The 22919-nt window shown below is 37.1% G+C and carries 18 protein-coding genes; 2 read left to right on the top strand and 16 right to left on the bottom strand.

What is annotated here, in order from left to right; translation table 11 throughout:
- Positions 1 to 15 precede the first annotated feature (15 nt).
- Complete coding sequence (gene uvrA, locus MKZ30_RS02445; RefSeq protein ID WP_002366198.1) at positions 16 to 2835, bottom strand: excinuclease ABC subunit UvrA; 2820 nt, start codon at positions 2833 to 2835, stop codon at positions 16 to 18.
- A 117-nt stretch (positions 2836 to 2952) separates the two neighbouring features.
- Positions 2953 to 4950 (bottom strand): excinuclease ABC subunit UvrB, encoded by a 1998-nt coding sequence (gene uvrB / locus MKZ30_RS02440; RefSeq protein WP_033601197.1) that lies wholly within the window; start codon positions 4948 to 4950, stop codon positions 2953 to 2955.
- Positions 4951 to 5228: 278 nt separating this feature from the next.
- Here uvrB and MKZ30_RS02435 point away from each other — a divergent pair, with 278 nt between their 5' ends.
- Both MKZ30_RS02435 and MKZ30_RS02430 read left to right on the top strand, forming a co-directional pair.
- Positions 5229 to 7397: an amino acid ABC transporter substrate-binding protein/permease gene (locus tag MKZ30_RS02435; RefSeq protein ID WP_016614567.1), complete on the top strand. Its 2169-nt coding sequence runs from the start codon at positions 5229 to 5231 to the stop codon at positions 7395 to 7397.
- 1 nt (position 7398) lies between these two features.
- On the top strand, positions 7399 to 8136 hold the full coding sequence (locus MKZ30_RS02430; RefSeq protein WP_002355616.1) for an amino acid ABC transporter ATP-binding protein: 738 nt from the start codon (positions 7399 to 7401) through the stop codon (positions 8134 to 8136).
- 47 nt (positions 8137 to 8183) lie between these two features.
- Here the strand turns inward: MKZ30_RS02430 and MKZ30_RS02425 are convergent, their stop codons facing one another.
- From MKZ30_RS02425 to MKZ30_RS02360, 14 genes are all read right to left on the bottom strand, one after another.
- Complete coding sequence (locus MKZ30_RS02425; RefSeq protein WP_002361276.1) at positions 8184 to 8903, bottom strand: MgtC/SapB family protein; 720 nt, start codon at positions 8901 to 8903, stop codon at positions 8184 to 8186.
- A gap of 35 nt (positions 8904 to 8938) precedes the next feature.
- On the bottom strand, positions 8939 to 10843 hold the full coding sequence (locus MKZ30_RS02420) for a heavy metal translocating P-type ATPase (RefSeq protein ID WP_002391769.1): 1905 nt from the start codon (positions 10841 to 10843) through the stop codon (positions 8939 to 8941).
- A gap of 109 nt (positions 10844 to 10952) precedes the next feature.
- Positions 10953 to 12401: a helix-turn-helix domain-containing protein gene (locus MKZ30_RS02415; protein ID WP_033601196.1), complete on the bottom strand. Its 1449-nt coding sequence runs from the start codon at positions 12399 to 12401 to the stop codon at positions 10953 to 10955.
- Between the two features lie 3 nt (positions 12402 to 12404).
- Entirely contained in the window at positions 12405 to 12854 is a 450-nt protein-coding gene (locus tag MKZ30_RS02410) for a hypothetical protein (RefSeq protein ID WP_002420007.1), read from the bottom strand.
- Positions 12855 to 13055: 201 nt separating this feature from the next.
- Positions 13056 to 14150 (bottom strand): WxLIP family cell surface protein, encoded by a 1095-nt coding sequence (locus tag MKZ30_RS02405; RefSeq protein WP_033601195.1) that lies wholly within the window; start codon positions 14148 to 14150, stop codon positions 13056 to 13058.
- A gap of 75 nt (positions 14151 to 14225) precedes the next feature.
- Complete coding sequence (locus MKZ30_RS02400) at positions 14226 to 14966, bottom strand: WxL domain-containing protein (protein ID WP_010816341.1); 741 nt, start codon at positions 14964 to 14966, stop codon at positions 14226 to 14228.
- Between the two features lie 22 nt (positions 14967 to 14988).
- On the bottom strand, positions 14989 to 17088 hold the full coding sequence (locus MKZ30_RS02395) for a lectin-like domain-containing protein (protein WP_010827169.1): 2100 nt from the start codon (positions 17086 to 17088) through the stop codon (positions 14989 to 14991).
- 19 nt (positions 17089 to 17107) lie between these two features.
- A complete protein-coding gene (locus MKZ30_RS02390; protein ID WP_002420004.1) occupies positions 17108 to 17887 on the bottom strand; it encodes a WxL domain-containing protein in 780 nt (259 codons plus the stop codon).
- Positions 17888 to 17903: 16 nt separating this feature from the next.
- Positions 17904 to 18635, bottom strand: a complete 732-nt coding sequence (locus MKZ30_RS02385; RefSeq protein ID WP_002383012.1) for a WxL domain-containing protein — start codon at positions 18633 to 18635, stop codon at positions 17904 to 17906.
- Entirely contained in the window at positions 18635 to 18973 is a 339-nt protein-coding gene (locus tag MKZ30_RS02380; protein WP_010715042.1) for an LPXTG cell wall anchor domain-containing protein, read from the bottom strand. Before MKZ30_RS02380 ends, MKZ30_RS02385 begins: the two co-directional genes overlap by 1 nt.
- 224 nt (positions 18974 to 19197) lie before the next feature.
- The gene (gene trhO, locus MKZ30_RS02375; protein WP_002355603.1) at positions 19198 to 20148 is read right to left on the bottom strand and encodes an oxygen-dependent tRNA uridine(34) hydroxylase TrhO; all 951 of its coding nucleotides are present in this window, start codon (positions 20146 to 20148) and stop codon (positions 19198 to 19200) included.
- A gap of 154 nt (positions 20149 to 20302) precedes the next feature.
- Positions 20303 to 21013: a DUF1003 domain-containing protein gene (locus MKZ30_RS02370; RefSeq protein ID WP_002355601.1), complete on the bottom strand. Its 711-nt coding sequence runs from the start codon at positions 21011 to 21013 to the stop codon at positions 20303 to 20305.
- A 98-nt stretch (positions 21014 to 21111) separates the two neighbouring features.
- Positions 21112 to 22278, bottom strand: coding sequence for a serine hydrolase domain-containing protein (locus MKZ30_RS02365; protein WP_002419999.1), 1167 nt, complete (start codon positions 22276 to 22278; stop codon positions 21112 to 21114).
- A gap of 153 nt (positions 22279 to 22431) precedes the next feature.
- Entirely contained in the window at positions 22432 to 22812 is a 381-nt protein-coding gene (locus MKZ30_RS02360) for a VOC family protein (RefSeq protein ID WP_002363195.1), read from the bottom strand.
- Positions 22813 to 22919 lie beyond the last annotated feature (107 nt).

Genomic DNA, 22919 nt, shown 5'->3' with positions numbered 1-22919 from the left:
TCTAATCATTAATGTTTATTTCAGAACACGTTTTAAATAATATCCTGTGTAACTGTCTTTGACTTTAGCAACTTCTTCTGGTGTTCCTGTCGCCACGATCGTCCCACCACCGTCGCCACCTTCTGGCCCTAGATCAATCACATGATCCGCAGATTTGATGACATCCAAGTTATGTTCAATCACTAAAACGGTATTGCCCGCTTCCACTAAACGCTCTAATACTAGAAGCAACCGCGCAATATCATCGGTATGCAAGCCTGTTGTTGGCTCATCCAGAATATAAAAGTTTTTCCCATTAGAATTTTTATGAAGTTCACTCGCTAGCTTCATCCGCTGTGCTTCCCCACCAGATAAAGTAGTTGCTGGCTGCCCCAATGTCACATAGCCTAAGCCTACATCCACAATTGTTTGCAATTTACGATGAATTTTAGGGATATGTTTGAAAAATTCTACGGCATCTTCCACCGTCATATCTAAAATATCAGAAATGTTTTTGCCTTTATAATGAACTTCTAACGTCTCAGAATTATAACGTTTGCCATGACAAACTTCGCAAGGCACATAGACATCAGGTAAAAAGTGCATTTCAATTTTGATGATACCATCCCCGCGACAAGCTTCACAACGGCCACCTTTGACGTTAAAACTAAAGCGGCCTTTTTTATAGCCACGAACCTTGGCTTCATTTGTTTGGGCAAACAAATCGCGAATGTCATCAAAAACACTAGTATAAGTCGCTGGATTACTTCTTGGTGTTCGACCAATCGGACTTTGATCAATGTCAACAATCTTTTCAATGGCTTCATAACCAGTGATACTTTTGTGTTTCCCAGGTTTATTGGAATTACGATTTAATTTTTGGGCCAGTGCTTTTTTCAAAATTTGATTGACTAAAGTACTTTTCCCTGAACCTGAAACACCTGTGACAGCAACAAATTCACCGAGCGGAAATTCAACACTGACATTTTTTAAATTATTTTCACTGGCACCAGTGACTTTGATCGCTTTGCCATTACCTTTGCGACGTTCTTTTGGTACAGGAATCACTTTTTTCCCAGAAAGATATTGCCCGGTCAATGAATGCGGATTTTTAGCAACCTCTTCCGGCGTACCAGCGGCTACAATTTCACCGCCCAGATGTCCAGCGCCAGGTCCCACATCAATCAAGTAATCCGAAGCCATCATTGTATCTTCATCGTGTTCCACCACAATTAATGTATTGCCTAAGTCCCGCATTTTTTTCAATGAGTCAATCAAGCGATCGTTATCTCGTTGATGCAAACCAATTGATGGTTCATCTAAAATGTAAAGGACGCCTGATAAGTTTGAGCCAATTTGTGTTGCTAAGCGAATTCTTTGTGCTTCTCCGCCAGAAAGTGTACCAGCAGCTCGACTTAAGGTTAAGTAATCTAAACCGACATTTTTTAAGAAGGTTAACCGATCTTCGACTTCTTTTAAAATTGGCCGAGCAATCGTTGTTTCTTGTTCAGATAAAGATACACCTTCAAAAAATTGGACCGCATTTTTTATTGCTAATTCACTGACTTCACCAATGTGCGTGCCATTGATTTTTACAGCTAAAGCTTGCGGATTCAAACGATATCCATGACAGCTTCGACAAGTCAATTCTGTCATGTATAACCGCATTTGATCTCGTGTAAAATCGCTATTTGTTTCATGGTAACGTCGTTTAATATTTTTTAAAATCCCTTCAAATGGCACTTCCACATCACGAACACCACCAAAGTCATTTTCATAATGAAAATGAAAGTTTTTCTCGCCAGAACCATTTAAAATAATTTCTTGTTGCTCTGCAGGTAATTCTTCAAACGGCGTATCCATATCAATCCCAAAACTGGTGGCTGCTTGCTCCAACATTTGTGGATAATATTGGGAACTAATAGGGTTCCACGGAACAATGGCTCCTTCTCTCAAGGTTTTAGTGGGATCTGGAATCACTAAGTCTTTGTCCACTTCTAATTTAACACCTAAACCATCACAATCGGGACAAGCGCCAAATGGTGCATTAAATGAAAACAAGCGCGGCTCCAATTCACCGACTGTGAACCCACAATAAGGACAAGCATAATGTTCACTAAACAACATTTCTTCTTGACCAATCACATCAACAATTGCGTAACCTTCAGCTAAACGCAAAGCCGCTTCAAACGAATCAAACAAGCGAGAGCGAATGCCTTCTTTCACAACGATACGGTCAATCACAATCGCAATATCATGTTTTTTATTTTTTTCAAGTTCTGGTGCCTCACTAACATCATAGGTTTCACCATCCACCCGCATTCTGACATACCCTTCACGTTGGATCATTTCAAACACTTTTTTATGTTGGCCTTTTTTCTTGACCACAACAGGCGCCAAAATTTGAATTTTTGTTCGCTCTGGTAGCTCTAAGACTTTATCAACCATCTGTTCAACAGACTGACTGGTAATTTCAATATGATCGTTAGGACAAATTGGATGACCTACCCGAGCAAATAACAATCGTAAATAATCATTGATTTCTGTGACCGTCCCTACTGTTGAGCGTGGGTTCTTACTTGTCGTCTTTTGATCAATTGAAATAGCTGGACTTAAACCATCGATGCTGTCAACATCTGGTTTATCCATCTGTCCCAAAAATTGTCGCGCATAAGCAGAGAGACTCTCTACATAACGTCGTTGCCCTTCTGCGTAAAGCGTATCAAATGCTAATGAACTTTTACCAGAACCAGATAGTCCAGTTACAACAACCATTTTGTCACGAGGAATCGTGACATCAATATTTTTTAAGTTATGGGCGCGTGCACCATGAATCACAATTTTATCATTTGCCATATATGTTCTCCTTTTACTAAATCTCTTACGTCAAATCATTTCAAGTCATTCTATAGAGAAAAGATTAGTAAAAGATACGATGGTTCATCGTATCTTTTACTTAATCCGTTGGTTGACTTATTTGGCAGCTTTCAATTCAAGAATGGTATCTCGTAATGTGGCTGCAGTTTCGAAGTCTAACGCTTTGGCTGCATCTTTCATTTCTCTTTCAAGTTTCATTAATAAATCAGCTTTTTCTTGTCTTGATAAATCTTCATATGATTTATCCAATTGAACCACTGTTTCATCTTTATCAGCTGTTTTGGAAATAGAAATCAAATCACGAATTTCTTTAATAATTGTTTTTGGTTCAATGCCATGTTCTTCATTATATGCTTTTTGGATTGCCCGACGTCGTGCCGTTTCATCCATAGCTCGTTGCATCGAATCGGTGATTTTATCTGCATACATAATGACTTTTCCTTCAGCGTTCCGGGCAGCCCGTCCCATCGTTTGCACTAACGAGCGTTCACTACGTAAGAAGCCTTCTTTATCTGCATCTAGAATCGCAATTAAGGAAACTTCTGGCACATCGATTCCTTCACGTAATAAGTTAATACCTATTAGAATATCAAATTCGCCTAATCGTAAATCGCGAATAATCTCCGTTCTTTCCAGTGTTTTTATATCACTATGCAAATATTTAACTTTTAAGCCTAATTCTTTGAAATAGTCGGTTAAATCTTCGGCCATTTTCTTCGTTAAGGTTGTGACAAACACCCGCTGATCTTTTTCGATCCGTTCATGAATTTCGCCCACCAAGTCATCAATTTGACCCATAATTGGGCGGATTTCTACTTCTGGATCTAGTAAACCTGTTGGCCGAATGATTTGTTGAACAACAGTCTCTGTTTGTTCCATTTCATAAGGGCCTGGTGTTGCCGATACATAAACAATTTGGTTTACATGTTGTTCAAATTCTTCTAAACGAAGCGGTCGGTTATCAAGTGCACTTGGTAAACGGAAACCATAGTCCACTAACATTTGTTTCCGTGCTCGGTCGCCATTATACATTCCTCTAATTTGCGGCATTGTTACATGAGACTCATCGATTACAAGTAAGAAGTCATCTGGGAAAAAGTCCAACAGCGTATATGGCGGCTCTCCTTCTTGGCGACCATCCATATGTCGAGAGTAATTCTCAATCCCTGACGTATAGCCCATCTCTCTCATCATCTCAATATCATAGTTGGTTCGCTGTTCCAAACGTTGGGCTTCCAATAATTTGTTTTCACTGCGAAGCACTTTCAAACGTGCCTCTAATTCTTCTTGGATCTGCGAAATGGCGTGTTCCATATGTTCTTCGTTCGTCACGAAGTGTGTTGCCGGAAAAATAGCGACATGCTCTGTTTCGCCGACAATTTCACCAGTTAACGCATCTACTTCACGAATTCGATCAATTTCGTCTCCGAAAAATTCAACACGTAGTGCATGCTCATCCCGTGAAGCTGGGAATATCTCAACCACATCACCGCGGACACGAAAACGCCCCCGTTGAAAATCAATATCATTTCGTTCGAATTGAATATCGACTAAGCTTTTTAGTAACTCATTACGATCCATTTCCATTCCCACACGTAATGAAACAACTTGTTGGCTGTATTCCCGCGGATCCCCTAAACCAAAAATACAAGAAACTGATGCTACCACGATGACATCGTTTCGTTCCAATAAAGAACTTGTCGCTGAATGGCGTAGTTTATCAATTTCATCATTAATACTGGAATCTTTTTCAATATATGTATCACTTGAGGGTACATATGCTTCTGGTTGATAATAATCATAGTAACTGACAAAATACTCGACCGCATTATCTGGGAAAAATTCTTTAAATTCCCCGTATAATTGTCCAGCTAGTGTTTTATTATGTGCAATCACTAATGTTGGTTTGTTCACTTCTTGAATCACATTAGAGATTGTAAATGTTTTACCTGTTCCGGTCGCTCCAAGTAAAATTTGAGCTTTTTCTCCACCTTTGACACCGTCAACTAGTTCAGCAATAGCGGCTGGCTGATCTCCGGCAGGCTCATATTTAGAAGCCAAATGAAAGGTATTGGAAGTTTCTCTTTCGATCATTTATAACTCCCCCTCAAAGTGTCTAATTTCTCTTAAATTATCGGCCCATTCTGGCAGAATGTCCACTTATTAGTTTAACATACCGAACATATTTTCGCCACTTTTGCTGTTTCGGACTTCAACTGATCTTAATCTTTTGTTCTTAATTTCTATGTCATATTTTATAACATGAAATGTAAGGAAATTAGAGTTTTTTTCTCTTTTTAGCGTTCAAATACTTGTCAGCTTCCTATTTCTTACTATATAATTGTTCAATATGCAAAACTAGGAGGTATTTTATGAAAAGGAAACACTTTTTACTTTCTTTCTTTGTGATGATGGTAACTCTGCTAACATTCATTAGTGGCACTTCAGCGCATGCAGAAGGAAAGAAATATACAATTGGAACGGATTTAACATTCGCCCCTTTTGAATTCCAAGACTCAAAAGGAAAATACATTGGTATTGACGTTGATTTATTAGATGCGATTGCCAAAGATCAAGGTTTTGAAGTGGATTTAAAACCATTAGGCTTCGATAGTGCAGTCCAAGCGATTCAATCTAAACAAATTGATGGCATGATTGCTGGAATGAGTATTACGGATGAGCGAAAAAAATCCTTTGATTTTTCAGATCCATACTTCGATAGTGGTTTACAATTAGCGGTTAAAAAAGGAAATGACAAAATTAAATCATATGATGATTTAAAAGGCAAAACGGTTGCGGCTAAAGTTGGAACTGAAAGTGCCAATTTCCTTGAAAAAAATAAAGAGAAATATGACTACACCATCAAAAATTTTGACGATGCAACGGGTCTTTATAAAGCCTTAGAAAACGGCGAAGCGGATGCAATCGTTGATGATTATCCTGTATTGGGCTACGCAGTTAAAAATGGTCAAAAATTACAATTAGTTGGCGATAAAGAAACAGGCAGTTCTTATGGTTTCGCAGTGAAAAAAGGCCAAAACCCTGAATTAATCAAAAAGTTCAACGCTGGTTTGAAAAATCTTAAAGACAATGGTACTTATGATAAAATTTTAAACAACTACTTAGCGACAGGCGATGAAACAAACACACAAGACGCTGGCGAACAGATGAAAAAAATCACTCCTAAAAAAGAGAAATATGTGATTGCCAGTGATTCTACGTTTGCTCCGTTTGAGTTCCAAAATGCTCAAGGCGATTATGTCGGAATTGATGTTGATTTAGTCAAACGTGCAGCTGAATTGCAAGGTTTTACTGTTGAATTTAAATTTATTGGTTTTAGTTCTGCTGTCCAAGCTGTTGAATCTGGTCAAGCAGATGGGATGGTTGCAGGCATGACGATTACGGATGATCGTAAAAAAGCCTTCGACTTCTCTGTTCCTTACTTTGATAGCGGCATTCAAATTGCGGTCAAAAAAGGCAATGACAAAATTAAATCGTATGATGATTTAAAAGGCAAAAAAGTCGGCGTAAAAATTGGTACTGAAAGTGCTGATTTCTTAGAAAAAAATAAAAAGAAATATGATTACTCAATTAAGTATTTAGACACAACTGATGCATTATACAGTGCGTTAGAAATTGGCGAAGTTGATGCCATGATGGATGATTATCCTGTCATTGGCTATGGGGTTGCGCAAAATCAACCACTAGCGACACCAATTCCTCGTGAAAAAGGTGGTTCTTACGGTTTTGCTGTCAAAAAAGGGCAAAATCCTGAACTACTTGAAATGTTTAACGAAGGCTTAAAAGAAATGAAACGTACAGGTGAATACGATAAAATTATCGGTACTTACGTGAAAGATGGCAGCGAAACCAAAGAAGAAACAGCTGACGAATCTACATTTGTTGGCTTCATGCAAAACAACTGGAAACAATTGTTACACGGTTTATGGATGACGATTCTATTAACGTTGATTTCCTTCGTACTTGCTTTAATTGTCGGCGTTATTTTCGGATTATTCAGCGTTTCACCAATCAAAGCATTACGTGTACTTTCAACCATTTATGTTGATTTAATTCGTGGAATTCCTTTAATGGTCTTAGCGTTCTTCATCTATTTCGGATTACCTGGTGTGCTTGGCTTTAATATCCCGGTCTTCATTGCTGGGATTATCACATTAACTTTAAATGCCAGTGCCTATATTTCTGAAATTGTGCGCGGCGGAATCAAAGCTGTTCCAGTTGGCCAAATGGAAGCTTCAAGAAGTTTAGGTCTTTCCTATAATCGGACAATGCAAAAAATTATTTTACCACAAGCGATTCGCATTATGATTCCTTCATTCATTAACCAATTTGTTATTTCATTGAAAGATACAACTATCCTTTCAGCAATTGGCTTAATCGAACTACTACAAACAGGAAAAATTATTGTTGCTCGGACATTACAAAGTACAATGGTTTACTTCGTTATTGCGTTAATCTACTTAATTTTAATTACTAGCTTAACTAAATTAGCGAAAAACCTTGAAAAGAAGGTGAACTAATATGACTGAAAAAATCTTAGTTGAACATTTAGTAAAAAAATATGGTGACAACACGGTCTTAAACGACATTAATGTTTCTATTAACGAAGGCGACGTAGTCTGCGTCATCGGTCCTTCTGGTTCTGGTAAAAGTACTTTTTTACGTTGCTTGAATCAATTAGAAGAAGCTTCTAGCGGAGACATTATTATTGATGGTGCGAACTTGACAGATAAAAATACGGACATCAACCAAGTCCGTCAACATATCGGCATGGTTTTCCAACATTTCAATTTGTTTCCACATTTATCTATTTTAGAAAATATTGTTTTAGCACCAACCGATTTAGGTCGCTTGTCAAAAGACGAAGCGGAGAAAAAAGCGTTAGAACTTTTAGAACGTGTTGGGTTGGCAGATAAAAAAGATGCCTATCCAGATTCTTTATCTGGTGGTCAAAAACAACGTGTCGCAATTGCACGTGCGTTAGCGATGAATCCTGATATTATGCTTTTCGATGAGCCAACATCAGCTCTTGATCCAGAAATGGTTGGCGATGTTCTTGGTGTAATGAAAGATTTAGCAAAACAAGGAATGACAATGGTCATAGTTACTCACGAAATGGGCTTTGCAAAAGAAGTGGCTAACCGAGTAATGTTCATTGATGGCGGTAACTTCCTAGAAGATGGTTCGCCAGAGCAAGTCTTTGAAAATCCTCAAAACCCTCGAACAAAAGATTTCTTAGATAAAGTATTAAATATTTAAACAAAAGCACTTGGCGCGCGCTAGCGCCCAAGTGCTTTATTTTATGGTTAAATTGTTTCCGTGACAGAGACAGATTGAACGTGCCCTTTTTCTTTTAAGAGATGGTGCAAGTTGGAATGCCAGAAATCTTCTTTGCCTACATAAGAAATCTTTGCTGTCACTGCCTCTTGTTCGGATTCCAAAGTCAATTCTACTAAGCGCTCCCCTTTTTCTAAAGAAGCTTGAAGTTGTTCATGCAGGCGGCTTTCTTTAATCATGGGTTCCTTCATTTTTACGATAAGCTGCAATCGTTTTAAAGGAGTTTTTCGTTTAAAATGGGCCAGAGCTAATACTAGCAAAGTCGCCACGAGATTGATAAACGCAATGGTTAAAAAGCCCATTCCAATGACTAAACCAATAATAGTAACATTCCACATCATTACTGCTGTCGTTAACCCAGAGACTTTCCTTTCTCTAAAAACGATAATCCCCGCACCGAGAAAGCCTACACCACTAATCACTTGGGCGCCATATCGTGTAATATCCATAGAAATAATGGACGCCAAGGCGCTATTTTGTTTCACCACATCGACTAAAATATCCACCGATTGAATCTGTAAAATGGAAATCGTACAGGAGGCCAAACATAAAATGGCATTACTACTAATACCGAAGCCTTTTCTTTTAATACTTCTTTCTAACCCAATCAAAGCTCCAAAAACCACGGCTAGAGCCATCCGAATGACAACGTCTGTGAGAGAAAGTTCAATCATTTTTAAAGAATTCATCGCTTTCTCTCCTTTCTTGCAAGTGACTATTTGGCTTATTTTGTATTAACTAATAAACGCAAGCCATTAAAAATGACCACTAAGGTACTTCCTTCATGAATAAGTACGCTAAATGCGATATTCGCAATACCTAAAAAGTTCAAGATAATTAACGTTGCTACCACTAACATTGAAAAAATAATATTTTGCTGCACAATTTTATTCAAGCGTTTTGAGACACGGTGAGCATAGCCTAATTTAGAAAGATCATTTTTCATCACTACCACGTCTGCAACATCGATAGCAATGTCTGTGCCATCCCCCATTGCCACTCCGATATCAGCATTCACTAAAGCCGGTGCATCATTAATGCCATCACCAACCATCCCTGTCATTCCTACTTCGCGTTTTAATTGATCAACAATCGCTGATTTTTCCTCAGGCAAAACATTAGCATAAACTTGGTCCACGCCTACTAAGCGGCCAACTGCTTCACCCGTAAGTTTTGCATCTCCTGTAATCATTGTTGTTTCAATATTCTGTGACTTGAAATAATGAATGGCGTTCATTGCTTCTTCATTAGGAACATCCATCAATGCCACTAAACCAATCACTTGTTCATTTTCGGCAAAGTACACTACCGTTTTGCCTTCACTCGCTAATTTCGTTGTTTGCTTCTCAATGATTGTTGGCACTTGTTCGAAACTAGATGGTTTACCAATTCTAAAAGTTGTGTCTGCAATGGTCGTTACTAAACCCACCCCAACAATATTTTCTACTTCTAAATTTAAAGCCGTTGTTTCTGCTTCAAAGCGATTAACAATCGCCGTCGCCAATGGATGATTGGATTTTTTCTCCATATTTGTTAAAACAGCTACTAATTCGTCTTGGCGATCTTCTAAGCCATCAACAAAAAGATAATCTGTTACCTCAGGTTTGCCTTTTGTTAGCGTGCCTGTTTTATCAAAAGCGAGTGCTTTCACTTCAGCTAAATTTGATAAGAATGAGCCACCTTTAAACAAAACGCCTTGTTTCGCTAAATTGGAAATTCCTGATAAAGTTGCCGGAACGGCACTCGCTGCTAAAGCACAAGGTGAGGCAGCAATTAAGAAGACCAAGCCTCTGTAAAAACTTTCAGCCCAAGTCAATTGGAAAAGTAATGCGCCACCTAAAACAATTAGTGGAAAAACTGCTAAAACTAGTGTGACATATTTTGGTTCAAATCGTTTAATTTTGCTTGCAATTTCTGATTGATTTTCTTGTGATTGGTTCACGAGCTGTACGATTTTTGCAAAAACTGTTTCTGAACTATCTTTCGTTACTTCAACAACAATTGTGCCTGAACCGTTCATGGTACTACCAAAAACTGGGTCCCCACTATTTTTTTCTTTGGGAATACTTTCCCCATTAATAGATGATTCATCCACAGCGGTACTTCCTTCAATCACGACGCCATCTGTCGGGATTTGCGCACCATTGAGGACTTGCACGCGGTCACCAATCTTCAATTGTTCAACTGACACAGTTTGAATTGAGCCATCGTCTGTTATCAAGCGAGCTTCTGTTGGATTTAAATTTAATAGTTTTGTAATTTCACGTTGGCTTTTGCCTTGGGCATAATCTTCAAGGAAATGCGCCGCCGCAAAAATCAAAATCAACAATGCTGATTCTTCAAAACTTCCCATTAATGCTGAACCAACTGCAGCTAAGGTCATTAACAAATGAATATTAGGTGAAAACTTTCGATTGTTTTTCGTATCCCGATACGTATCTCCAAAGCCTTCCCCAATAATATGATAACCAGCTAAAATAGCAGCTAACGAGAAAAGAATATTTTTCACTAAGAGCATGTTCCCTAAAAATAAACCGATAAAGAAAAGAGCCAATCCTGTAAAAAAGAGAATAACTGGAACGTTTTTACCTTTTTCTTCATGTGTGTGTGCACCTGTTTGTTTTGACATTGTTATGCGCCTCCTCATTAATGTTTTTCTATTCATATGAATGTATATTCATATTATAAAACACTTGGGTGGTTTTGTAAAGACTTAAACACAAAGACAAGCGATGATTCTATTCGATAGGATCACCGCTTGTCTTTGTTGATTCTTTTTGTTGTTGATATTTTTCTTCTTGAATAGTCAATAATGATTGCGTTAAATTGACCCAATCAATCGAACGAGGTGGATCCAGCCAAACCATAACTTTACTCTGTTCTTCTTGATACAAGTTATTTAAATTGGTAATCACCACATCTGGTAAGGTATCTGATAACGGGTCAATAATTTCTACATTTAAATTCACATAGACGGATAAATTTTTTTTGATGAATTGGTTATACTCTTTTCCATAAGAAAAATCAATTAGGACCTTGGCTGGCTCTGCAATTAAATGAACCGGAACATGATTAATTAGCAACAATAGATAGTTAAAAAACAAACAGTGATTGGCTTTCGCAATTTTTTTATGTTTTGCTGTTAACCAACGAATATATTCAATTAAATAAAAATAAAATTCCGGATATGTTTGCTTAAAAAACTGTAAATCCATTTCAAAATCGTCAAACATATTAAGCGGAAAGTAAATAACATTGAAATGAATAATTGCTAACCCTTCTTCTAGAGTATTCCTTGTTGACTCCTCTAAACAATTAAATGCTTTTTCAAAACTTCCAATGAAAACACGAGTTAGGCTTTCAATCGTAGGATCTTCATGAATGACATATTTTTTCTCTAGTTTGCCATGCAAATACAAGAAAAAAACAATCGTATACGTTAATGATTTTGAGGACAATGCCCATGCCACTTGCGATTTTTTTATTAATTCTTCTGAAAATGTATTTAGTGCACGTGTATCGATCCCTTCCACCGCACGTCCTTCGTTGTTAATCATAATAGCTAAATAATGGAAAAAATTGCGTCGCTCATAGGTGGTGAAAGTATAGTTTAACTCAACAGACTGTAATACACGTTTCGCTTCATTATAGACTTTTACCGAATATAGTTCGGAAATTGGTTGATTGGAAAGCGTGAACAATTTATACAAAAAAAATGAAATTGCTTTTTGATTGCCGACAATTTCCCGTTTACTAAAATAGATCTGATACTCCTTTAAGGCTTTTTTTAGCCGCTGTAAGGTACTATACGCCACAGAGGTGCTGACATGATTACATTCAGCAAACTTTGTCAAACTATAATTTCCTCTAAAGTAAGACAACACTAATTTAAAAGAGAGCGATTCTGTTAAGTATTTCGTGAGCAAAAGTTTACTTGAATAGTTTCCATCAATTTCAAGTGTAACATCTACATCAGAAACGACTAAAGTTAAGCTGTCGCTTAACTTTAGATTGTCAATATCTGCTTTTAATTTTTCTAATGTTTTTTTGACTAAAAAATTCGACATTGATAATTCTTCGCGAAGTGCAATAAAAGTACCTGATAGCGTGGGACTTTCTTCTAAATGCCTTAGCAAGGAATAACTTCGTTGATCTTCTTTATTTAAAAAAATTTCATAATTCATCATTTATCAGTTCTTTCTCCCATAAATAGCCGTTCCTACTAATTCCCGTATGAAATTCAAGTAAAAAGTGTTTTGCCCCTCCGTTCCAGCACCGCCTGTGCTATTTGGTACAATGGTGATATGGCTAGCATCAAATAATTCATCCGTGAAAAATACTTGATGCTGACTTTTCTTGGAAGAAGGCCTTTCTTCATTTGTTTTTGGATTATTGGTTTTCACTTCTTTTTTACTAACGTCTTCGTTACTTTCTTCCGCTTGCGTTTCGCTAGTAATGGTACTTTCATTTGTTTCTTCCATTTTTTCTGGTGTGCCAGTATTCTCAATCGGATAAATTTCTTCTGTTGGATTGGTCGGATTATAAATTGGATTCCGTTCTTCTGCTGCTTGCACATTGGTTACTTGAAAAAACGAGAGTAACAACGTACTCCATAATAGTAAATGTTTGTATTTATCCATTTTTCTCACATATATTGCCAAATACTTTAGCTACATAACAAAACAAAAAATATAACTAGTAAAGTGGTATCAGACGATATTTAACAATACTCCTTCTTATTATTTCTTTTTTTGAGTTAGGTTTGTTGAATAAACTGCATGTTTGATAAGTAAAAACAAACAAAAACGTTGCCGATAATCAAATCAAAAATTAACTACTCTTTATATTTCTCTTTCGTTTTGTTCCTGTTTCTTTTTTCGCCAAATCAACCAGGCAATGATTAAAATCACTATCAATAATAGTAGTAAGCCAATCAGCAAATATAAATTTGAATGATTTTCTTTTAAGGTCACATCTTTTTCATTTAATTCTTTGGCAACTTCGCCATTAATTGTAAAGTCTTTTTCAAATTGCCATTGATTTCTAAAAGATATCGATTCATTGTTTATTGATTTTTTAAATGAGCCTGCAGCATCTTTATTCCCAACAACGGTCATAGACAAATGGTAATCTCCTGGCTTAAGCGGTTGCCCTTTTAGCGCAATGGGAACAGAAAAATTGGTATTTGGTGCAATTTGCATGTTTGCTTTTTCCTCTTTATATAAAACTTCTTCATGCCCCTTTTTGGTAATCTCTGCCGAAAAGGCAACTTGGTTAATATATGTTTTTTGATCATTTTGTAGATTGACTAAAATCACATTTCTAGCATTAATCTGTCCTGGTGAGACTTTTTTCAAAAGTAAATTCGGCTCAACCTTTTTTTTATTTTGTTGCATCAATAATGCAACGACATACGAATATTCATTTTTAATGGATAACCCCTGACTCTTATCGTCTTGGCGTTTACCTTCATCCGACGTTTCTTCTTTAAAAGTGATACCACTAGCTAACACTCCATCAAAGGGGGTATTAGGCATTTTGACGTTAATAGAAACCGTTTGTTCACTTTTCGGTTTTAAACGAACTGAGCTAGGGTATTGAACGTAGTCTTTTATATCAAACGCTAAACTTTGATCTTTTTTCCCCTTATTTTCACCATACTCCACGATTACATTTGAATTGGTAATGGCACTATTGATGGAAATACCTACCTTTACTTCTTTATCTGTATCATTGCGCAAGTTCACTTTCAACTCAGTTTCTTCATTTGGTGCTAGTAATAAATCAAAGTAAGTTTTTTCTTTATCTACTTGTTTTTCTGATGGAATAGGCGTAACCGCAAAATTAAATTCACTGGCAAAACCATTGCTAGATACTAACGCTAAAAAAATTAGTAGTATCGGAAAAAAAAGAAATCGTTGTTTTTTTCTGTTCAAATTATTTACTCCTTTTCTATATGTAGTGAATAGCAGGTAACCATGTTCCCCGCTATTCTTCTTTTTAAAATTCGTTTAATTTCCTGGAGCGTCTGTCAACGTCCATGTTAATTTTGTGGCGTATTTTTCAGCGTATTTGGTTGTAGAACCTGGAACAGTTAACTCAATACTTTTAGCAGCTGTAGTTGCATCTGTTCCCCAATCAAATAAATAAGTTCCTGCACCTTTTCCTTTCGCTGCGCTCATTACATCTGATTGACTACCATCTGAATTTAGCGTGATTGTGGCTGGGCCTGTTGGTTTGCCTGAATCTGAAGCAGTCACTACATTTCCGTTTTTAAACGTGATAGCTGCCCCAGTCAATTCTTTACCAGAAGTTGATTTAAATTGTCCTTCTTGTTTCACTTTTAATGACCAGCCAGCTTCGGTTCCACGGTTATCTGTTACTTGGACATAGTTAGGCCCTTCTTTGACTTCATCGGTTGCGTCTACCGTCTTGTATTTTTGGGTAGCAGCAAAATAAGTCTGATCCTTCGACGTGATTTTTTGAACACCGAAGTCTAGACTTGACGCATAATCAATTGACAACGGACCGTTTGTTCCTGGATTAGGCCCTTCAGGATCTGTTGGGTCAATAGGATCAACTGGATTAGTTGGATCCGTTGGGTCAACCGGATTAGTTGGCTCTTCACTTGGTGTAAATTCTACGATACCATTAGATGTATAACTACCGCCATCTTCTGCAAAGGCTTGAGAAGTCATGCCTAAGCTCCCTAAAATAAATGTGGATAAACATACTGTTGTTACTTTTTTCATTTTCTTTTCTCCATTCTTTTCTTTAATTTCCTGGTACGTCTTCTAACGCCCAAGATAAACGAGCTTTAAATGTTCCAACTCTTTGATAAGCTACAGGAACATTGATTTGAATTCCTTGTTGTTTTGATTCATCAAGTAATGCTGTTAAATCTGTTTCACCTTTCTGATTACTTTCTAAAAGCGTAATTGCCTCATTTGTAATCTGAGAGCTTCCAACAGTTGAAACGAAAGAAAAAACATCTGGCATTACAATTGAATCATTTGTTAACGGTTGCGTTTGCTTTAGTTGCAAGCGCCAATTATTTGCGTTACGTTCATCCACGACTTTGAGTCCTTCGGTGGGATGCCCAAGTTTAATTAGTGGTTGATTACGTATCTTTTCCGTACCAAAAGTAATCTGTTTTGGTGCCTCTTTAAAATATAGTTCCCCTAAACGATAGTAAAAATAAATATCTTTTGTTTCCTCTGTCATTATTCCTTCCGTATTGCCCGAGTCTTTTGTAAAAACATAGCCAGAAATATCTAGGGGTTTTTCTTGATAGGGTGCACCAATTTTCCCTGTAACACTTTTAGGTGGGGCAATATCTTTACCTTCCGCGTCTTTATAAAAAACGGTTACTGTTTTTTCTGTTGGTTTAGGAATAGTAATCGTTACATTATTTGACTTTTGCAGTAAGGTTCCTTCTTCATAATAGTCAAAGTTCATAGTTAAAACTTTTTCGGGCGTATTATCTTGAAGGGTTGTTTTTAATTCAATCATCATGTCCTTCTTTAAAACTAGGTAGTCATTTAAAGCAATTGTTAAGTGATTCCCTGTTTGTGTCAGATCTTTGGCTGCTACCTTTTTACCATCAATCGTTAATGAATTTTCTTCATATGCTAATTCATCAGGTAAGTCAATGCTTACTTGCGGTTGACGATCTTCGATAAAGTCATTGTCAATATTCAACGTATTCCGTAGTATCACCTGATCATTTTTCACTGCTTCAACAGCTGAACTAAACTCCTGACCATTCACGCTAAGGGCTGCTTGTGACGTAACGTTGGTAGGAATTTGTGTCATTGCTAAAGCATTCTCTTGGTATTTGCCACCTGTGGATGATGTAAAGCCCCAATAAACTGTTGTTGCGCCAAATTGTGCATTTAAATCTGAAACTACATACGTATTCGTGCCCACACCTTCTAAATCATATGTTAATGCTTTGGCTGCGGCATTCCAATGAACAGTCAACATGCGCCAGGTTCCATTAGATAGATAGGTTGGCGCAACAGTGACGCCTGAATGCTCCCCTGTATAGTTGTTGTTATTAGCTTTCGGAGTGACAAAAGCTAAATGTCCATTTCCCTTATCTTGTGAAATTTCTCGGTCCATTCGGTTGGAACTACCAGTATTTTTATAGGTATCAAACTCAATCGATAAGGCATTTCTAACGTAGGGTTGACCCGCTTTCGTGGAGTATGCGCCGATTCCCATCCCAGGTGAACCAATGACTTCTTGAGGCATTGTGGACATTCTAGGATCATTCGTTAAGGTAAAGGTCATACCATCACCAGCATTTGCATACTCGTTTCCTAAATACAAATAACTTTTAAAGGTAAAATCCGACAATAAACTGATTGGTTTTTTTGACCAAATAGCGCCTTTTTGTGATTTAACAGCTGGGTTTAGTTGTAATAACTTCCCACCTTCTAAAATACTTGTTGCATTTCCAATTGGCTCTTGAAACACCTTGTCGATTGGAATGATATTAGGATCATCCGGCAATGAAGTAGCGTATGGCGCAGCCAACATGCGCGGCTGTGGTTCAACTATCACCGATTCCGTTGCACTGGTATCGTCATCCTTTTGTTGTTTGCTAGGTTCTAAAGTAGCCGTTGATTGGTCTGTTTCTGCTGGATGATTATCGGTTGTTGTTGTCGTTTCTAGGGAAGGTTCTTGCTCTAATGTTTCCGAGTGAGAAGGAGCGCTAGTTGCCTGATCATTGGCCGATTCCTCCACTATTTCTCGATTGACTTCGTTGATATTTGTCGAAGGATTACTAATCGCTTCGCTAGTAATAGGCGCAAGGAGTAGTAAGAATAAACTACTTGCCAAAAAGACTAGGCTTTGTTTGTTTCGCATCTCTCTTCACCTCTACTTTTTAAATTCCTGGTACATCCGTCAACGTCCACAATAATTTTGTTTGATATTTCACGGCATCTTTAGGGGTTGACCCTGGTACTGATAGCGCAACATCTTTTGTAACATTAACATTGTGTACCGTATTGGTTTCATCGCGTTCTGCAACCACTTCTACTTTTCCCCAATAAGTAGCCCAAGTTCCTGCACCGGTTCCTTGCTTCGCAGCTGCCACCAGCGATGCGGTCCCTGGAACAAGGGCAATCTTATTTGTTGCCTCTGGTTTCACAACATTTTGCGCATTACTATTAACAGTCGGGTTAGCTAAAGAAATTTGCGCACCTGTCAACTGACTGTTTAAAGTCGCCTTTGTTGCTTTAAATTGCTCCTTTTGCGTAACCGTTAAAGACCAACCACTATTGGTTCCTCTATTATCAGAAATTTGCACAAAATTTGGTGTATCTTTTTGATTTTCTTGATATTGCTGTGCTCTTGCAAAATATACTTGGTCTTTATTCGAAATACGATTTTTCCCAAAGTCAAAACTTGAAGCATAATCAATAGACAGCGGTCCTTGGGTACCAGGATTGGGACCTTCTGGGTCTGTTGGATCAATTGGTTTGACTGGCTTTTCTGGATCGGGATTTTCTGGATCAACCGGCTCTGTCGGATCTACGTTCGGAATAAATTCTACTAAACCATTCGAACGATACTCTTTTGGCTCCTCTGCCTTCGCTTGCAAGGACCAACCAGCAACTGCAAATGTACTGCATAGAACGATTCCTGTGAATTGTTTTTTCATTGCTTTTCTCCTTTATTTAATTATTAGCGGGAGTATCTTCTAATGCCCAAACTAACTTCGTTGAATATTGTTGTGCAAGCTTTACTGATTTTCCAGGAACGAATAGTTGGACAGCTTCTTTATTTGTTGCTTCATTTGAACCAAAGCGATAAACCCAAGTCCCAACACCTGTTTCTTTTTTAGCGTTCATCGCTAGATTATTATTTACACCAGGTGTTAAGGAAATAGTACTACTGACTTCAGTAGGTTTATATTTTTCATCCACCATTGAGGCAGCTTCTGCCTTTGTAAACGTTAATTGAGCGCCGACTAGTTCCTCTCCAGTAGCTGTTTTAAATTGTTCAGGTTGGGAAAGCGTTAGTTTCCATCCTGCTAACGTTCCTCTTTTATCAGTTACTTGTACATAGGTTGGTTTTTTTGAACCATCTTTCATTTCATCTGGCGCAGCATAATACGTTTGATCTGCCGTAGAAATCTTTTGTGTGCCAAATTTAAATTTTGAACCATAATCAATTGATAAGGCACCACCCGTTCCTGGCCCTGGAGGATCAATTGGGTCTACTGGATCAGTAGGATCGGGATTTTCTGGATCAACAGGTGGTGTGATTTCGTTATCGCCTGCTTCAAAAGTAATTGTGCCTTCCGTATTGTATTCTTTCGGAAAAGTTTCTGCTGCTGATGCGTTTATTGCTTGAAACCCTACGCCTAAAAGTATGGTTGCCGATGTAAGTAAAATAGTTTTTTTCATTAAATAAGCTCCTTCTCTCGTTTCATTTTATTAATTAAATAAATGACTACCCCCAACAAACTAACTCCTATCAAGGAATACAGCGGATTTTCAGACTCGCCTGTTTTAGGTAAAACTGCTTGTCCAGAAGCAGCTAAATTGTTTCTTCCCTGTTCTTCTGATTGTTGGGTATCCGCTACGTCATTTGACTCTTTTTCATTCTCATAAACGTAGGTGCCATAGAAGCTCGCTTGACCATTTGATTCATAATTATTTTCTTCAGCCATAACGCTTTTTGTTTGCAACCCAATGATCAATAGCCCTAAACATACCAAACTAAACCCTCTTATGATTTTCATCTGAATTCCTCCTTCCCCATTTTCAACATTGACTGGCCCAGCCAATAAACATTATATAAAAGAAATATTTATTAGATTTTTTTATTTTTTTCAAACGCTTTTAAAAAATAAAATGGTTTTAGCTAAGAAAGCTTTAAAATCAACACTTTTAAAGACAAAAAAATAAACAAAAAAAACTTCAAAAAATAATTTTCGAAGTTTTTTTGTTTATTTTTTTATTATTTTTATACTTCAACCGCTTCTAACAAAGCCAAACGTTCAGCAACTTCTGCTTCTGTTAAATTATGTTTTTTTACATAACGGTTGGCAGGATGCTGGCTACACTCTAATGAGCAGCCACCTAAATGTTTATGTTCATTTTCTTCTGAAGTTAAGATTTGACGATTACATTCTGGGTTTGCACAGTTAATGTAGCGTTCGCAAGGTGTTCCATCAAACCAATCTTTCCCAATAACTTTTTTATCAACGTGATTAATTTCGACACTGATTCGGTCATCAAAGACATACATTTTGCCGTCCCAAAGTTCGCCACGTGTTTCTGGATTTTTTCCATAGTTGGCGATACCACCATGCAATTGAGCAACATCTTCAAATCCTTCTTTTAATAACCAGCCAGAAAATTTTTCACAGCGAATCCCGCCAGTACAATAGGTAACAATTTTTTTATCCATAAATTGTTCTTTGTTCTCGCGAATCCATTGTGGTAACTCACGGAAGCTACGGATATCTGGGCGCACGGCACCACGGAAATGGCCTAAATCATATTCATAATCGTTACGAGCATCGATTACAACAGTGTCTTCGTCTAATAAGGCTTCTTTAAATTCTGCAGGTTCCAAATATTTCCCCGTCGTTTCCAATGGATCAACGTCTTCTTCTAAGTTCAACGCCACTAATTCAGAACGTGGGCGAACAAACATTTTGCGGAACGCCATTTCTTCTGCTGGATCAATTTTAAAGAATGTATCCTTAAAGCGCTCATCTGCTTGCATTGCTTCCATGTACTTTTCTGTTTCTTCGACAGTACCAGATAACGTTCCGTTAATCCCTTCTGTCGCTACTAAAATACGGCCTTTTAAATTTAATGATTTGCAAAAAGCTAGATGCTCTTTCGCAAAAGCTTCTGGATCTTCAATTGTTGTATATTTGTAATAAAGTAATACTTGGTATTTCATCTTGTTTTCCCCTTTTGTATAAAGTCATTCTATCCCATTATACGGTGAATAAAAAAGGGAAAGCGATTATTTTGCTTGTGTATTTACACACAATAAAAAAAGTAGCTCGTTGTTGCGTAATAATTATTACGCAACAACGAGCTACTTCTATATACTACTCCTTTTCAGAAGTCGCAGCGAGTTGTTCTTGTAACTCACCTAAAAGTTCAATTTGAATATTTTGGATTTTTACCAAATTTTCTAGTTGATTATTGATAATATAATCCATTTTCTCATGTAATAAATTAATTTCTACTTCTGCTTTTAAGTTAATTTTATAATCATTATTCGCTTGTTCTCTGTCACGGGCTTCTTGTCTGTTTTGACTCATCATAATAATCGGTGCTTGGATAGCTGCTAAACAAGATAAGGCGAGATTTAGCAAAATATAAGGATATTTGTCAAATGGTTGTCCCAATAAAGTGGTAGAGTTAATCACAATCCAAGCAATCAACACGAAGCAAAAGAAGCCAATAAACACCCAGCTACCGCCAAATTTAGCAATGGTATCCGCTGCTCGTTGGCCAAAGGTTAATTTCTTTTCCATCTTTTCATTCATATTATTGGAAATCAGCTTATCTTCTTTGATATGTTGAACCACCAACTCATTCAGTTGTTGGATTTTTTCAGAATCATTTGCGACTAATTGTTTCATGTAATCCAAACGATAATTAAGTAACTCCGCCAATGTAATCATCGATTCAGCTGTCAATTGTGGATTGTTTTGGAGAATAAAAGCTTGCGTTTCCTGTTCTATATCTTGAAGATAAATGTTTTTTTTCGTTGATTCACCAATAACAACTTGTTTATTTTTTGATTGCTTCATCTTCGTCACTCCCTTTGATTGTTCTTCCCTTTATTTTAATATAAAGTCTCTCAGAAGAAACCTAAAAAGGCTTTGGAGTGATCGTCGTTGCTTCTGCTTTAAAATTTCACAGTTAAATTGGTTACATCATGGAACAACGAACCAATTAATTCTTTGTATTTCGCTGGATTCACACAATTAGTTAGCAATATGACCCCGGTTTTCATATCTTTTGAAAATAAAGCTAGGGCTTGTTGACCTGCTTCAACGCCGTGTAAGCGTAAATAATTATCATGAACATAGATGCCCCCATGATAAGAACTTTGCTGAGAAGACGTCCATAATTTTTGCAAAAGTGCGGTGGAAACTAAATGTCCACTCGTTAATTGATGTAAGTACCAATACAAATCACCTGTCGTCATATCCACATTACCAGTCCCAAATTCATGGGCAAAACTAGCTGCGGGAATTGAGAGCACTTGATTATACGAATTGTCTTCTGTCCATTTATAGCTTGTTGAATTATTGGGTTGTTCCAATAAGGTTTCAAAGAAGCCAAAATTCTTTAAACCAGCTGTTTTATGATAAAAATTATTAAATAATTCTTGATAGGTACGTTGATACATTTTCTCTAACATTCCTGCTAAAAGGACAAAATTTACTGGGGAATAATTGTATTTTCCTTTATTGACTTGAATGGTATTTTGTTTAACAAATTGAATAATTTCTTCATCGGTAACGATATTATTAGGCATTGCTGATAACTTTAAACCGCTTGTCATATTCAACATATCGCTAATCGTAATGTCCTCAGCACCTTGAATTTGCGGATAAAACGTAGCGAGTTTTGTATCTAATGTAAGTTTACCTTCTTCAATCGCTTTTAAGATCAAGGTTGTGGTAAAAGATTTTTGAATTGAACCAATCTGAAACCTTGTGTTTGGCGTGTTGGCTTGTTGCTTTTCAAAATTGGCAAAGCCATATCCTTTATTTACTAAAACCTGATCATCTTTAATGATCAAAGCCGAACCAATATAATTTGTTTCTTGAATTTTTTGATCAAGTTCGCCACTATCTGGTGCAACTATTTCTTTCGTTAAATTCGCATAATTATCACTTCGGCGATCTTCTTCCAAGACCACTTTCGATTCTTGACTAACTTGTGAATCTCTAGTGAAAAAGAACGTTTTTATTAAATAACCACTACCACCAATCACCACCAACAAACATACTATAAAAAGCCAATTCACTCCTCCATGTCTTTTCTTTGCATGTCGTTTACGCATACCGCTTACCTCCGCCTATTCTATTAACAGCATTATCATACGCTATATTTTCATGAAAATTACAGATTTTAGTAAAATTTATAAAACTTTCAACTTTTATAAAAAACAGCTTGGCACCAGAATCAATCTAGATTCCGGTGCCAAGCTGTTTTTTTATTTACTTTCTTGCCCCATCACAGCAAAGTAATTATCATCATTATCTGCAAAATTAAAAACTAAGCCTGTTGGCAATTGAACCATTTCACCGACAGTAACGCCAGCCTCTTGCATTTTTTTATAGAGACCAATGATATCATCGCTAGCAAACATTAGAGAAGGGGTATTCCCCGCCACTTCTGGTGAATGTTTTTGAATAAAGGCCAAATCATATAAAACAATAATCGTCTCTGCTGATTCACTTGGCGCAATCTCTACCACCAATGTGCCGTCAACTTCCTCCCTTTCCTTTTCAACAAAGCCAAACGTTTGCCAAAATTGACTAGATTCCTCAACATTATTCACATATAACATAATCTTTACTTGGTTTGAAAACATTCCTTCACGTCCTTTTGAATTTAGTTAACAACTTATTATATACGTTCTTTTAAATAATTACTGCACTTTCGCTTAAAATCAAAAAAGTGTTTGAGCAAGACATTGCT

Origin of the sequence: Enterococcus sp. LX10, from assembly GCF_023539285.1 — a bacterium.
Lineage (GTDB): Bacteria > Bacillota > Bacilli > Lactobacillales > Enterococcaceae > Enterococcus > Enterococcus faecalis.
The sequence above is the reverse complement of the archived record's forward strand: the minus strand, read 5'-3'. Positions and strand labels throughout refer to the sequence as shown.